The organism is Streptomyces sp. NPDC027185, assembly GCF_055567035.1.
Genome location: NZ_JBVHRF010000001.1, coordinates 1,018,161 through 1,031,503 on the forward strand (window position 1 = coordinate 1,018,161; position 13,343 = coordinate 1,031,503).

The following is a 13,343-nucleotide window of genomic DNA, read 5'->3' on the forward strand; positions in this document are numbered from 1 at the left end:
GTCAGGTGCGTGGATCGCGGTGGACATGGGACGTGTGGTGGTGAAAATGCGACAGGATCGGGAGGCGGCCGTCGGGCGGGAGATTCCGGAGGTGGCGTTCTCCGCGCCTGCCGGGCGGCCGTCCGGGGTCGAGGTGCTGACCCTCGCCGAGCTGTGCGCGCGGGCCGACGCCTGCCGGCTGGCCACTCCGCACCGGCCCGGTTTCCACCATCTGCTGACCGTCACGCGCGGCCGGCTGCGCCACACCGTCGACTTCACGGAGCACTCCGTCGGCCCCGGCGACTGGCTGTGGTCGCGCCCCGGGCAGGTGCAGCACTTCGGGGACCTGTCGCGGGCGGAGGGGCTGCTGGTGCTGTTCGAGCCCGGGTTCCTCGATCCGGCGACGGCGTCCGCGGCGCGGATCGAGGACTGGTACGGCCCGGTCGTCCGGCGTCCCGAGGGCGCGGCGGCGCGGCGGGCGCGGGCGGCGCTGGGGCAGTTGCACGAGGAGTTCGGGGAGCGGGCCGGGCTGCCGTGGGCGGCGCATCTGGACGTGCTGCGGCATCTGCTGGCCGTGCTGGTGGTGCGGGTGGCGCATCCGGAGGTGCCCGCGGCGGACGCGGAGTGCGCGGCGGGGGCGACGTTCCTGCGGTTCCGGGACGCGGTGGAGCGGGATTTCGCGGTCAGCCGCCGGGTGGCGGACTACGCGCGGGCGCTCGGGTACGCGCCGCGGACGCTGTCGCGGGCGACGGAGGCGAGCGCCGGGATCGGGGCGAAGGAGTTCATCGACCGGCGGGTGGTGCTGGAGGCGAAGCGGCTGCTGGCGCACGGGGACGGCTCGGCCGCGGCCATCGCCGGGCGGCTGGGCTTCGCCGACGCCGCCAACTTCACCAAGTTCTTCCAGCGGCACGCCGGTACCACCCCGACGGCGTTCCGGGAGACGGTACGGGGCGGGGCGGACGCCGGGTAGGGCGCCGGGCGTCAGCCGGTGTACGCGGCGAACGTCCGGGTGAACTCCAGCGGCCGCTGGTCGACGGAGCTGCAGGTGGGCGAGGCGGAGCGGCGGGGTCCGCCGGGGCAGGGCCGGTCTCGGGCGGCGGACCACATCGAGAGGCCGCCGAGGTGGCGGGCGCGGGCGAAGGCGACGAGTTCGGCGGCGTCGCCGGGGGTGAAGGTCTCGGTCCGGACGTCGTTGACGCCGATCATCGGGGTGACGGCGACGGCCCGCCAGGCTTCCGCCTCGTCGAGCCCGAGGGCGTCCGTCAGCTGACGCCGTGTCGCGGTGGCCGCGTCGATGGCGTAGCGGCCCATGTCGCCGTCGTAGGAGGGGCCGTAGTCCATCGCCATGATGTTGACGGTGGAGACGGTGACGCCGTGGCGCCGGGCGTCGGCGACGAGGCGGACACCGTCGTCGGTGAGTCCGTCGGGCATCGCCGGCAGGGTGAGCGAGATGTCCAGGTCCGGGTGGGTGCGCTGGAGGCGGGCGAGGGCGCGGGCGCGGCGGGTGTTGGCGGCTGTGTTCCCGAGGGCGCTGCCTTCTATGTCGAAGTCGACGGCGGTGAGCCGGTAGTGGTCGACGGCCTTGGCGTAGGCGGCGGCGAGGGCGCCGGCCGAGTCGCAGACCAGGCCGAGTTCGGAGCCGTCGGCGCCGCCGAACGAGACACGGACGTCGCCGCCGGCTGCCCGCAGGCCGTCGATCTGGCGTGCCACGGGGTCCTCGTCCAGGGCTGCCTCGCCGCCCCAGGCCGGTTCGCAGCCGCCGTCGGAGGTGAGGAAGGCGAGGGTGAAGTGGCCGGTGCCGGTCCGCCGTTTCATGGCCAGGAGGTCGGGGGCCGGGTCGAGCGAGGTGTCGACGTACGGGGAGAAGGCGGCGGTCGGCCGGGGGACGGCGGGCTCCTCGGTCGGCGCGGTCGGATGGGGTGTTCCGGGTGGGTGGGCTGTTCCAGGTGGGTGGGGCGCCTTGTGCGGGGTGGGGCCGGCGGGCGCGGCGGTCCGCGGGGCGTGGTCCGGCGGCGGGGCGGGCGCGGGGCCGAAGGCGGCGAACACGGCGCCGGCGGTGGCCGCCACGGCCACCCCGGCCGAGAACAGCTTGGCCGAGCGGCTCGTACGGCGGTGAGGGACCGGAGGGCTCATGGCGTACACCTGCCTGTCGTCGCGGGGGCTGGGGGCGCGGTCCGTATGGGGCAAACGTTGGGAACGGTACGGGAGTTGGTGGGCGGGGGCGGGTGCGCGGGCGGGCGGAGGGCGTCCCTGTTCGGGGTGCGGGGGTGCCCCTGTTCGGTGGGGGGCGCGTGGGGGTTGGCGTCGGGTGTCGGGGGGGGCGGGGCCTCGCTGCGGGGCGGGGGTGGGACGTTGGGTCTCGGGCGTCGGATCTCCTGCCTGGGCAGGGGTGGGACGTTGGACCTGGTACGGGCGGGACGTGGGACCTCGGACATCGGAGCTCGGACCAGGGGCATCGGACGTTGGACCTCGACATCGGACCGGGTGCGGCATCGGACGTTGGACCTTGGGCGTCGAACCTCCGGTCGGGCCAGGGATAGGACGTCGGACCTGGTACGCCCGGCGACGTCGGGCTTCGGACGTCCCACATGGGACGCCGCCCCCTGGCCGGTCCGCGCCCGCCCCTCCGGCCGTACCCCCGGCCCCGCCCGGCCCCCGTACCTCCGCCCCGCCACCGGTCCGTGCCTCGGCTCCGGCATCCCGTCAGCTCACCCTTCTCCCGCGGCGGGGGCGGAGGGGGAGGCGGCGGCGGAGGCGGTGGGTGCCGGTGTGACGGGGGGTGTCGGGCGGGCCGTGGCCGTCGAGGGCGAGCCAGACGCGGATCTCGGTGCCGCCGAGGACGGAGCGGCCGATGCGGACGTCGCCGCCGGTCGACTCGGCCAGCCGGCGGACGATGTCCAGGCCCAGGCCGGTCGAGCCGTCGCCGCCGCCGGAGTGGCCCCGGCGGAGCGCGGCGTCCGGGTCGTCGATGCCGGGGCCGGCGTCCGAGACCAGCACGATGACGGCGTCCCCGGCCGGGCCCGCGTGGTGGACGTCGACGGCGAAGGCGGTGCCCTCGGGCGTGTGGCGGAAGACGTTGCCGAGCATCGCGTCGAGGGCGGCGGCCAGATCGGGGCGGGCCACCGGGACGCGCAACGGACGGTGGGCGCCCGCGACCCGGGCGGTGCGGCCCTCGTCCTCGGCCAGCGCGGACCAGAACGCCATCCGTTCCCGGATCACCTCGGCGGCGTCGCAACCGGCGGTGGCCGCCGCCTTCTGGGAGTGCGACTTCTGCTCCCGGGCGGTACGGATGATCTGGTCGACCTCGCGTTCCAACTGCTCGACGGCGGCCCGGGTGTGGTCGGCGGCGGGGCCGTCGCCGAGCGAGGCGGCGTTCAGCCGCAGGACGGTGAGGGGGGTGCGCAGCCGGTGGGAGAGGTCGGCGGCGAGTTCGCGTTCGTTGGCGAGGAGCTGGACGACCTGGTCGGCCATGGAGTTGAAGGCGGTGGCCGCCGAGCGCAGCTCCTTGGGCCCCTCTTCGGGGACGCGGACGCCGAGTTCGCCGGTGCCCAGCCGGTGCGCGGCGCCGGCCAGCCGTTTCGCGGCGCGGACCATCCGGGTGCCGAGCCGGTCGGCGACCGCCACCGAGCCGACGATCAGCGCCAGTCCGACGCCGGAGAGGACCAGCCAGGACGTCACGACGCCGTTGCCGAGCGCGGCGTCCGGTACGTACACCTCGACGACGGCGACGCCGGTCGCGACGGCCGTCGGCTGGAGCAGCGAGGAGCCGCCGCGGACGGGGGCGATGGAGGCGCGGCCGAGGGCGACGACGGAGGCGACATCGCGGTCGGAGGCGCGGCGGAAGCCGATACGGACCGGCCGGGAGCCCTTGCCGTCGCCGGGGACGTGGATGCCGATCCGGCAGCCGGGCCCGGTATCGGCGCTGGCCAGGGCGCGTTCGAGCTGGGTGCGGTCGGTGGTGATGGCGAGGACGGGGCCGATGGTGGCGGCCTGCCGTTCGGCGTTGGAGAACGCCCGGTCGCGCGCCATCTCCTTGACGACGAGGCCCAGCGGCACGGCGAAGGCGACCACCACCATCGCGGTGACCGCCAGTGCGACCTTGACCAGGGCCCATCTCACCGCGGCGGCTCCAGCTTCACGCCCACTCCGCGCAGGGTGTGCAGATAGCGGGGGCGGGCGGCGGTCTCTCCCAGCTTCCGCCGCAGCCAGGAGAGATGGACGTCGATGGTCTGGTCGTCGCCGTAGGACTGCTGCCAGACCTCGGCGAGGAGTTCCTTGCGGGGGACGACGACGCCGGGGCGTTCGGCGAGGAAGGCCAGCAGGTCGAACTCGCGGCGGGTGAGGTCGAGGACGGCGCCGTCCAAGGTGGCCTCGCGGCGCAGCGGGTCGACGCGGAGGCCGCCGATCCGTACCACGCGGGAGGGGGTCTCCGCGGTGCCGCCGGCGCGGGAGCGGCGCAGGACGGCCGCCATCCGGGCGGAGAGGTGTTCCACCGAGAACGGTTTGGTCAGGTAGTCGTCGGCGCCGTCGTTCAGCAGCCGGACGATCTCGGTCTCGTCGTCCCGGGCGGTGGCGATGATCACGGGGACGTCGGTGACGCCGCGCAGCATCTTCAGGGCCTCGGCGCCGTCCAGATCGGGCAGTCCGAGGTCGAGGACGACCACGTCGAAGCCGATGTGGGCCACCTCCCGCAGCGCCTCCAGGGCGGTGCCCACGCTCCGTACGGTGTGGGACGCCTCGGTCAGATGCCGGATGAGGGCCGAGCGGACGAACGGGTCGTCCTCGACGACGAGCACACTTGCCATGGGCGGCACCGTACGCCATACGGGGGTATCGTCCGGCGCGGAGTTGACGGCTGCCCGGTGGCGCCGCGGGCAGGCCCGCAGACCGGGCGCGGGGTGGCGGGAGGTGCGGGATGAGCCGGCTGCGGCGCGGGCTGATGCACACGGGGGCGTGGACGCTGGCGACCGGCGGCGCGGTGGCCCTCTCGTGGTTCGGGGTGCACGCGGTGCTGTCCGGTACGGCGTACGACCCGCCGCGCGCGGTCCCGCTCTCCGCGGCAGCCGCGCCCTCGGCGGAGACGGCCGCACCGCAGGCGTCCTCCACCCACCGCCCCAAGCCCTCCCCCACGCCGACCACCGCCTCGCCGTCGCCGGCCCCGTCGCGCCCCGCGCCGCCCGCCCGCCCGGAGCCGAGCGACCGGCCCTCCCCGCCGCCGACGGCCGTGACGCTGGACAGCACAGGCACCGTCAAGAGCTTCACGACATCGGGCGGCCGGGTCGCGCTGGACCTGCGGCCCGACTCGGCGCAGCTGGTGTCGGCGACGCCGGAGGCGGGCTGGGAGATGCAGGTGTGGAAGCAGGACGGTCTGATCCGCGTGGACTTCACCAGCGGCGGCGGTGACCGCCGCGCCACCGTGCTGTGCACCTGGGACGGTCACTCGCCGGTGGTGCAGATCAGCGAGAGCAGGCGCCGCAGCAGCAGTAGCAGCAGCGGGCCGGGGTGAGGCCGATGCCCACCCCGCGGGGCGGGCATGGGTGGCGTCGGGACCGGTCCGTCACGCGGACGAGGGACCGCCGGTAGCGGTCCTGCGCGGTGTCCGGCGTGGCGTCGTCCCGTACGGCGCGGGCAAGGCAGGGCCCCGCTCCCCGGGTCGGGCAAGGCGCGCCGGCGCCGGCCCGCTCCCGGCCCTCCCCGCCCGCTTCCTCAGGCGAAGACGTCCGGTGGTGGCTGCGGTGAGGCGACGGCTGTGGCGTCGGTGACCGGGGTCGCGCCGCCGGTGAAGTCGCGCAGGGCCCGGCCGTGTTCGACGCGGCCGGTCTGCGGGTCGCTCGCGGCGCGCCGGGTCAGTTCGGCGACGGGCAGCGGGTGCGCGGCGGCGAGCAGGACGGCGTTGCCGAACCGCTTGCCGCGCAGCACGGCCGGATCGGCGGTGAGCGCCAGCTCCGGCAGGACGGTGGCGACGGTGGCGATCTGGCCGCGCAGGAACCGCAGCGGTGGCCCGTCGGCGATGTTCGCCGCGTACCAGCCGCCGTCCGCCAGCGCCCGGCGGACCTCGGTGACGAACTCGGTGCTGGTCAGGTGCGCGGGCGTCCGGGCGCCCCGGAAGACATCGGCGATGATCAGGTCCGCCCAGCCGTCGGGGACCTTGGCCAGCTGCTCACGGGCGTCGCCGCCGCGTACCCGGATGCGCCAGCCGCTCTCCAACGGCAGCTCCCGGCGCACCAGTTGGACCAGCGGCGCGTCGATCTCCATCACCTGCTGGGTGGAGCGGGGGCGGGTCGCCGCGACGTAACGGGCCAGTGTGAGGGCGCCGCCGCCCAGGTGGACGGCGTGCAGTGGTTTGCCCGGTGCCGCCACGAGGTCGACGGCGTGGCCGAGGCGCCGCTGATAGGAGAAGTCGAGGTACTCCGGGGCGTCGAGGTCGACGAAGGACTGCGGGGCACCGTCGATCAGCAGCGTCCGGGCCCGGGGCCGGTCGCGGTCGGGCCGCAGTTCGGCGACGCCGCCGTCCACCGTCTCCACCACGGATTCCGCGCCGCCGCGCCCGCGTCTGCTCTTCGCCATCCCCCCAGTATGGCGACCGCCCCGCCCGGCCAGGACCACCGGGCGGGGCCGCGTCCACGCAGGTCAGGCCGGGACGGACAGGGAGGGGCGGGCTTCCGCCGACGGCGCGCGGCCCGCCCGCGCACGCCCCCGGCGCACGGACGACGGCAGGTACGGCCGTCAGGGGCGACGGCCCCGGGGGCGGCGCCGGACCGGTACGAAGCCCGAGCCCCGCCCGGCGCACGGAAGGCCCCCACGCGCCCCCGCCGCACCCCCCGTACGGCCCCCGGACCGCGAGCGGGCCGCCGCGACCGGAGTCGTGGCGGCCCGCTCTCACCCACGCGGTCCGGGCCGGACGCGGGGCGCGGCCGGCGGCCGGGTCACTTGTTGGCGCACTTGTTCCCGAATGCCGGGTTGAGCAGCGACACCACGCCGATGCTGTTACCGCACACATTCACCGGAATGTGGATCGGAACCTGCACGACATTTCCGCTCAGCACGCCCGGCGAGTGCGTGGCACTGCCGACGGCGGTGGCACCGCCGTGGCCGCCGTCGGTGGCGGAGGAAATCCCCGCACCACCGATCACGAGTGCGCAGCTGGCGGTGGCCAGCGCGACCGACGTGACGATCCGCTTCATCGCCCGTTTCCTTTCCTTCTGACGAATGGGACATCGGTCCCAACGACGGGCATCGGGCCGGGGATGCGGGTATTCCGCCGTACGGGAGAAACGTTCATCCTTATGGAAGACAGAACCCCGCAGCCCCGGTTGCGCAGTTCGCCCCGGTGCCGTATCCGCAGTGGCCGTCCGGCGTGCCGCCCGCTGCCGCGGGAAACTCTCTGCCAAAGTGCATTCCTGTTCGGCAGCCGCCGGTCAGGAGGACGTCATGCCCCGCAGTCCGGTCCGCGGTGCATTCCTGGGGACCGCGCGGGCGGCATCCGTACCGCGTTTTCCCGGAATTCCGCCCGGCGGGCCCGCGGCGGCGCCGGATGCGCCTTCCGGGACCTCCGGTGTGCCCCACCCTTCCGTTTTCCGGAGAGCGGTGCGCTTTCCCCGCTGTCGCCACATCGGAAAGCGCACGGCCGGAGTCGTTCGGCTCCACGGTCGCCACCCGTCCGCCGAATGGCTCCGGATTTTCCCTTTTCCGCTCCGCCGGGCCCGGCAAATTTGGTCCGGGCCCGGCGGAACGGAAAAGAGAAGCCCGCGGGAAGAAATCCCGTCCGGCGCCCCCGGAAACGCGGCGCCGGGGCCGTCCTTCCCTGCCCGCCGCCCCGTGAGATCCGCCCGTAGACCCCGGGCCCGTAAGGAGGTAACCGGTGAAAGTCCTGCATCTCGTCACCGGACTGGAGGTGGGCGGCGCCGAGCAGCAGTTGCGGCTGATGCTGCGCCGGCTGCCGTACCGCTGCGACGTGCTCAGCCTCAGCGGTGACGGGCCGGTCGGCGACGGTATCCGCGCCGACGGCGGGTCCGTCCTGTCCCTGGACGAGGACGAGCCGCCCACCCTGTCCCGTCTCGTCCGGCTGATCCGGCAGGGCGGCTACGACGTGGTCCACACCCACCGCTACCGCGCCTGCGTCACGGGCCGGATCGCCGCCCGGCTGGCCGGTGTCCGGGGCGTCGTCGCCACCGCCCACACCCTGGGCGCGACGGAGCTGGACGGCCGTCCGCTGACCCGCCGCGTCCGGGCGCGCTACCGGCGCACCGAGCGGCTGGGCACGGCGACGGTGGCCGTCTCGGAGCCCGTCGCCGTCCGGCTGCGCCGGCTGGGCGTCCCCCGGGAGCGCGTCGAGACGATCGCCCCGGGGGTCGACGCGGACGCCTTCCGCTACGACCCGGCAGCCCGCGCGGCGGCCCGCGCCCGGCTGGGTCTGGCGGCGGACGCGTTCGTCGTCGGGGGCGCCGGGCGGCTGGTGCCTGGCAAACGGTTCGAGCTGCTGGTCCGCGCGGTGGCGCAGGTACCCGGCGCCCGGCTGGTGCTGGCCGGGGACGGGCCGGAGCGGGCGGCGCTGGGGCGGGCGGCCGATCAGTTCGGGGTGGGCAACCGCGTCCTGCTGCCGGGCGCCTGGCACGGGGGCGGCGGCAGGAACGGCGACCCCGGGCTGCCCGCGCTCTTCGCCGCGCTGGACGTCTTCGTCGCACCCGCGCCCGCGCAGGCGTTCGGGACGGCCGTGGTGGAGGCGCTGGCCGCCGGGTTGCCCGTGGTGCACACCGGGTGCCCGGCCCTGGACGAGCTGCCCGAGGAGGAGGCGCCCGGCGCCCGGCAGGTCGTATCGCGCTCCCATCTGCTGGCCGCCGCGCTGCGGGAGGAGCGGCGCGCCGCACCACGCCGGCTGCCCCCGCCGCCGGCCGTCGCGCGGTACGGCGCCGACCGGGCCGCGCGGGCGCTGGCCGCGCTCCACGAGCGGGCCGCCGGGCTGCGGGCGCCCACGGCCACCGCCGGGGTCCCGCAGCCCGCCGCGTCCCGGGAGACGGCCGCGTCGGACCCGTCCCTGACGGGCTGACGCGCCGTCACCGCATCCGGCCGGTGCGGCCCGCACGGCGCCGCACCGACGAGAACCGCACGACGAGAAGGAGCAGGGAACATCCATGGACGACCTCGTGGTGGTGGGCGCCGGCCCCTACGGACTCTCGATCGCCGCGCACGCGGCGGCCGCCGGGCTGCGCCCGCGGGTCCTGGGCCGCCCGATGGCGACGTGGCGCGACCACATGCCCGGCGGCATGTACCTCACCTCCGCGCCCTGGTCGTCGGACCTGTCCGACCCGGCGGGCGCGTTCACCCTGGCGGCGTACTGCGCGCAGGCGGGCGTCCCGGTGCGGCAGGGCGTGCCGCTGCCGGGCACCGTCTTCACCGCGTACGGCCGGTGGTTCGGCGAGCGGGCGGTGCCGGCGCAGGTGGAGGAGCGCACGGTGACCGCGGTGCGGCCGGACGGCGGCGGGTTCCGGGTGGAGACCGCGGACGGGGTGCCGCTGCGGGCCCGTACCGTCGCGCTGGCGGTGGGCGCGGTGCCGTTCGCGCGCCGCCCGGAGCCGCTGTACGGGCTGCCCGCCGCGCTCGCCTCGCACAGCAGCGACCACCGCGATCTGTCCGGGTTCGCCGGGCGGGACGTGACCGTCGTCGGCTGCGGTCAGTCGGCGCTGGAGACGGCGGCGCTGCTGGCGGAGCTGGGGGCGCGGGCCCGGGTCGTGGCGCGGGCCGCGCGGATCCGCTGGGAGGCCCCGCCGCCGTCGCTGCTCCGCCCGTTCCCGGCCGCGCTGCGCGCCCCGCACAGCGGGCTGGGCGCCGGGTGGGCGCACTGGCTGCGGGCGGAGCTGCCCTGGGCGGTGCGGTGGCTGCCGGAGCCCGCCCGGGGCCGGGTGGCGCCCCAGACGCCGCGTCCGGCGGGTGCCTGGTGGCTGCGGGATCGCTTCGAGACCGCCGTCCCGGTACTGACCGGCCACCGGGTGCGCGCCGCCGTCCCCGGTGACGGCGTGGTCCGCCTCGAACTGGCCTCCGCCGACGGCCGGTCGACGGTGGTGGACACCGAGCACGTGATCGCGGCGACCGGTTTCGTGCCGGACCTGCGGCGGCTGCGGCTGCTCGATCCGCGGGTGCGCGAAGGGCTGCGGACGGTGCGGCCGGGCCGGTCGCCCGAACTGAGCGGGCTCTTCGAATCGTCGTGGCCGGGGCTGTTCTTCGCGGGCCCGCTGGCCGCGGCGTCGTTCGGCCCGTCGATGCGGTCCGTCTACGGCACGGCGTTCACCGCCGGGCGGCTGCTGCGCGGGGTGCGGCGGCGGCTGGGCAAGGGCCCGGGGAGCCTCGCCATCCCCCGTCCGGCACCGGGCCGCGCCGCGCCCGCCGCGCCGCCCGTGGAGCGGACCCCTTGCGGCGCGGTCCACGCCGACGAGGCGGCGCAGCCCGCCCGCTGACGGCGCACGCCGACCGCCGCGCGCCCCGGCGCCGCCCCGGACCACCGGGCGGGCACCGGGGCGCGTCGCCGTCCCGGCCGGCACGGCCAACGGTCCGCGGCCGGCCGCCCTCGGGGCGAGCCTCAGCTCAGCGGCAGCGGTCGACCGCCTCGATGGTGCGGGCCGCCTCGCCCAGGGCGGCGCGCAGGACGGCCGGGTCGGTGGCGTCGCCGTACGCGCCACCGGGCGGCACCAGCCAGCCGGTCCCGGTCACCGGCGGCTCCGGCGCGCCGCGTCCGACGGATCCGGCGAAGCCCCGGCCGAACGTCCGGGTACAGGCGCTGCCGGGCAGGTCCCAGCGTTCGGCGGTCCCGGCGGGGACCAGGAAGCCGAGGGTGTGGCAGGGGCCGTCGTGCAGGACCGGGCCGACGCCGTCGCGCAGCCGCAGGATGTCGACGGCTTCGAGCCCCTGCCGGGCGGGCACCGTGACGAGGTCGCAGAGCGGGGCCCGATCGGGCGGCGCCCCCACCCGGGCACGCGCCGCGCCACCCTCGCCCACACCGGACTTCCACACGGAAAACCCCTCCTTCTGCACCGCTGCCTTCCGACACCGTGTCCAACGGCGCGCCCCGTCAACAGCTACGGCGCCGGACCGCCGCAAAGGATGGCAGTTCATGGCGGATCGTGGGTGAGATATCCGGTTTGTAGCCATACTCTCCGTATCTGCTCCGTCACAGCGGGTACGTTCGTCCCGCCGCTCCGCCAGGAAGCGGCTCTCGCCGGAGAGAGGGCACGGAGAGGTCCGCCATGGCGTCGCCAACCGCGCGTTCCGCGTCGTCCCGCACCGTCCCCGCCCGTCCGAACACCGCCTTCCGGCAGCTGCGCGGCAAGCTGTCACCGGGTGAGTTCGCGGCGGCGGTACGGCGCTCCGCCCGGGAGATCGGCGAGCAGGTCTCGTGCGACGCCCGCTATGTGGGCCGCGTCGAGTCCGGGGAGATCCGCTGCCCGAACTACGCCTACGAGCGCGTGTTCCGGCACATGTTCCCCGGGCTGACGCTGTCCGACATGGGCTTCGCGCCGCGCGAGACGGTACGCGGACGGGGGGCGCGTACGGCGGCGGTCAGCGCCGCGCCCCTGGCACCTGCCCCCGACCACCGCGATACCTGTATCCCCAGCTGCGAGGAGAGCGACGTGCTGCGTCGCGCGTTCATCACCGGCGGCCCGGCGGCCGCCCTGGGCATCGCCGCCCCACCCGCCTTCGCCGTCCCCGCGCCCCGGCCGTCGTCCGGCGGCCGTCCCGGCAGCGCCGAGGCCGACGCCGTCGAGGACGCGGTCCGGCGGATCCGGCTGCTCGACGACCGGCACGGCGCCGACGACCTCTACCACCGCGCGATGGCGCCCCTGCACTCCGCGTACGCCCTGCTCGACGCGGGCGCACAGCGGCGCGCGGTCGCCGACCGGCTGCACTGCGGCGCCGGTGAACTGGCCCTGTCCGTCGGCTGGCTGGCGCATGACTCGGGCCGCTTCGGCGACGCCCGCGCGCACTACGCCGAGGCGCTGGCCACCGCCCGGATCTGCGGGGACGCGGCACTGGAGGCACACGCCTTCTGCAACGCCGCCTTCCTCGCCCGGGACGCCGGACGCCCCCGGGAGGCGGTCCGCGCGGCGCAGGCCGCCCAGCGGGCCGCGCGGCGGCTCGCCTCGCCCCGGCTGAGGTCCCTGCTGGCGCTGCGGGAGGCGGGCGGGCTGGCGCTCCTCGCCGACCGTTCCGGCTGCGAGCGCGCCCTCACCCGGGCCCGGCGGTTCTTCGGCGACGGGCCCACCGACCACGACCCCGAGTGGATGTCCTTCTACGGCGAGGCCGAACTGGAGGGCCTGGAGGCGCAGTGCTGGGCGGCCCTGGGCGACGGGGGGCGCGCGGTGGCCCACGCACGCCGTGCGGTGGCGCTCCAGCAGCCGCACTTCACCCGGAACACCGCCCTGTTCACGGCGGAGCTGGCGGGCGATCTGGCGGCCGACGGCGCGCCCGAGGAGGCGGCCGTCACCGGGGGCCGGGCGCTGCGGCTCCTCGGACAGGTGCGGTCCTCCCGGATCCGCGCGATGCTCGACTCCACCGCCCGCGCCCTGCGCCCGCACCGCTCCGCCCCGGAGGTCGCCGCGTTCCTGGAGCGGCACGCGGCGCTCCCCGCGGCCCGCCGGGGCTGACGGGGGCGGGGCGCGCTCCGTTCGGCGTGCGCCCCGCCCGCGTACGGGCCGCCCCCTCCCGGTCGCCCCGTACACCCGGCCCGGGGCGCGCCCGCGGGGCTCCGGCGCCGTCCGTCAGCCGAGGTGGCCGGTGTCGTTCCAGCGCTCGATGGCGGGCTCGCCGTACGCCCAGCCCAGGACGGACAGGGAGGTCGGGTCGAGGCGGATGCGGGCGGCGAACGAGACGTCCAGGCCGAGCCAGCGGGCGCCCAGGGAGCGCAGGATGTGGCCGTGCGCGAAGACCAGCACATCGCGGTCGGCGGCGCGCGCCCAGTCGATGACGCGGTCGGCCCGCGCGGCGACCTCCGCGAGCGTCTCGCCCTCGGGCACGCCGTCGCGCCAGAGGAGCCAGCCCGGCTGCCGCTCCTTGATCTGCGCGGGCGTCAGCCCCTCGTACGCGCCGTAGTCGACCTCCATGAGGGCGTCCCACCGCTCGGCGCGGTCGCCGAAACCGGCCAGCTCGCAGGTTTCTGCGGCGCGGCGCAGCGGGCTGGTGCGCACCTCGACGCCGGGCAGGCCGTCCCAGGGCGCGCGGTGCAGGCGCTCGCCCAGGAGCTTCGCGCCCCTGCGCCCCTCCTCCAGAAGCGGGATGTCCGTGCGGCCGGTGTGCCTGCCGGAAAGGGACCACTCGGTCTGTCCGTGCCGGGCCAGGAGGATGCGCGGTGCCATGGGGGCCGTACCTCTCGCCGA

At 76.6% G+C, this 13,343-nt stretch carries 12 protein-coding genes; 5 read left to right on the forward strand and 7 right to left on the reverse strand.

Going from position 1 to position 13,343, the window contains the following annotated elements; translation table 11 throughout:
• The first annotated feature begins 46 nt into the window (after positions 1–46).
• Positions 47–949, forward strand: coding sequence for a helix-turn-helix domain-containing protein (locus ACZ4M8_RS04280; protein WP_467603162.1), 903 nt, complete (start codon positions 47–49; stop codon positions 947–949).
• Between the two features lie 11 nt (positions 950–960).
• On the opposite strand, the gene ACZ4M8_RS04285 is transcribed toward ACZ4M8_RS04280, so the two are convergent.
• The 3 genes from ACZ4M8_RS04285 to ACZ4M8_RS04295 all read right to left on the reverse strand — a co-directional run bounded on the left by ACZ4M8_RS04285 (position 961) and on the right by ACZ4M8_RS04295 (position 4,784).
• Entirely contained in the window at positions 961–2,112 is a 1,152-nt protein-coding gene (locus ACZ4M8_RS04285; protein ID WP_467603163.1) for a chitinase, read from the reverse strand.
• Between the two features lie 570 nt (positions 2,113–2,682).
• Positions 2,683–4,098, reverse strand: a complete 1,416-nt coding sequence (locus ACZ4M8_RS04290; protein WP_467603165.1) for a sensor histidine kinase — start codon at positions 4,096–4,098, stop codon at positions 2,683–2,685.
• Positions 4,095–4,784, reverse strand: coding sequence for a response regulator transcription factor (locus tag ACZ4M8_RS04295; protein WP_467603166.1), 690 nt, complete (start codon positions 4,782–4,784; stop codon positions 4,095–4,097). The genes ACZ4M8_RS04290 and ACZ4M8_RS04295 overlap by 4 nt, the downstream gene beginning before the upstream one ends.
• 119 nt (positions 4,785–4,903) lie before the next feature.
• On the opposite strand from ACZ4M8_RS04295, the gene ACZ4M8_RS04300 reads away from it, so the two are divergent.
• Positions 4,904–5,485: a hypothetical protein gene (locus tag ACZ4M8_RS04300; protein WP_467603478.1), complete on the forward strand. Its 582-nt coding sequence runs from the start codon at positions 4,904–4,906 to the stop codon at positions 5,483–5,485.
• 200 nt (positions 5,486–5,685) lie between these two features.
• Here the strand turns inward: ACZ4M8_RS04300 and ACZ4M8_RS04305 are convergent, their stop codons facing one another.
• Together ACZ4M8_RS04305 and ACZ4M8_RS04310 are read right to left on the reverse strand one after the other, a co-directional pair.
• Positions 5,686–6,546 (reverse strand): spermidine synthase, encoded by an 861-nt coding sequence (locus ACZ4M8_RS04305; protein WP_467603167.1) that lies wholly within the window; start codon positions 6,544–6,546, stop codon positions 5,686–5,688.
• A gap of 359 nt (positions 6,547–6,905) precedes the next feature.
• Entirely contained in the window at positions 6,906–7,163 is a 258-nt protein-coding gene (locus tag ACZ4M8_RS04310; protein ID WP_467603169.1) for a chaplin, read from the reverse strand.
• Positions 7,164–7,840: 677 nt separating this feature from the next.
• Between ACZ4M8_RS04310 and ACZ4M8_RS04315 the strand changes: the two genes are divergently transcribed.
• Positions 7,841–9,025, forward strand: a complete 1,185-nt coding sequence (locus tag ACZ4M8_RS04315; RefSeq protein ID WP_467603170.1) for a glycosyltransferase — start codon at positions 7,841–7,843, stop codon at positions 9,023–9,025.
• Between the two features lie 85 nt (positions 9,026–9,110).
• Positions 9,111–10,430 (forward strand): NAD(P)-binding domain-containing protein, encoded by a 1,320-nt coding sequence (locus tag ACZ4M8_RS04320; RefSeq protein ID WP_467603171.1) that lies wholly within the window; start codon positions 9,111–9,113, stop codon positions 10,428–10,430.
• Positions 10,431–10,557: 127 nt separating this feature from the next.
• Here ACZ4M8_RS04320 and ACZ4M8_RS04325 read toward each other — a convergent pair whose 3' ends face one another.
• A complete protein-coding gene (locus ACZ4M8_RS04325) occupies positions 10,558–10,983 on the reverse strand; it encodes a hypothetical protein (protein WP_467603173.1) in 426 nt (141 codons plus the stop codon).
• Positions 10,984–11,216: 233 nt separating this feature from the next.
• On the opposite strand from ACZ4M8_RS04325, the gene ACZ4M8_RS04330 reads away from it, so the two are divergent.
• Positions 11,217–12,614 (forward strand): tetratricopeptide repeat protein, encoded by a 1,398-nt coding sequence (locus ACZ4M8_RS04330; RefSeq protein WP_467603174.1) that lies wholly within the window; start codon positions 11,217–11,219, stop codon positions 12,612–12,614.
• 114 nt (positions 12,615–12,728) lie between these two features.
• Here the strand turns inward: ACZ4M8_RS04330 and ACZ4M8_RS04335 are convergent, their stop codons facing one another.
• On the reverse strand, positions 12,729–13,322 hold the full coding sequence (locus ACZ4M8_RS04335) for a histidine phosphatase family protein (protein WP_467603176.1): 594 nt from the start codon (positions 13,320–13,322) through the stop codon (positions 12,729–12,731).
• Positions 13,323–13,343: the final 21 nt, after the last annotated feature.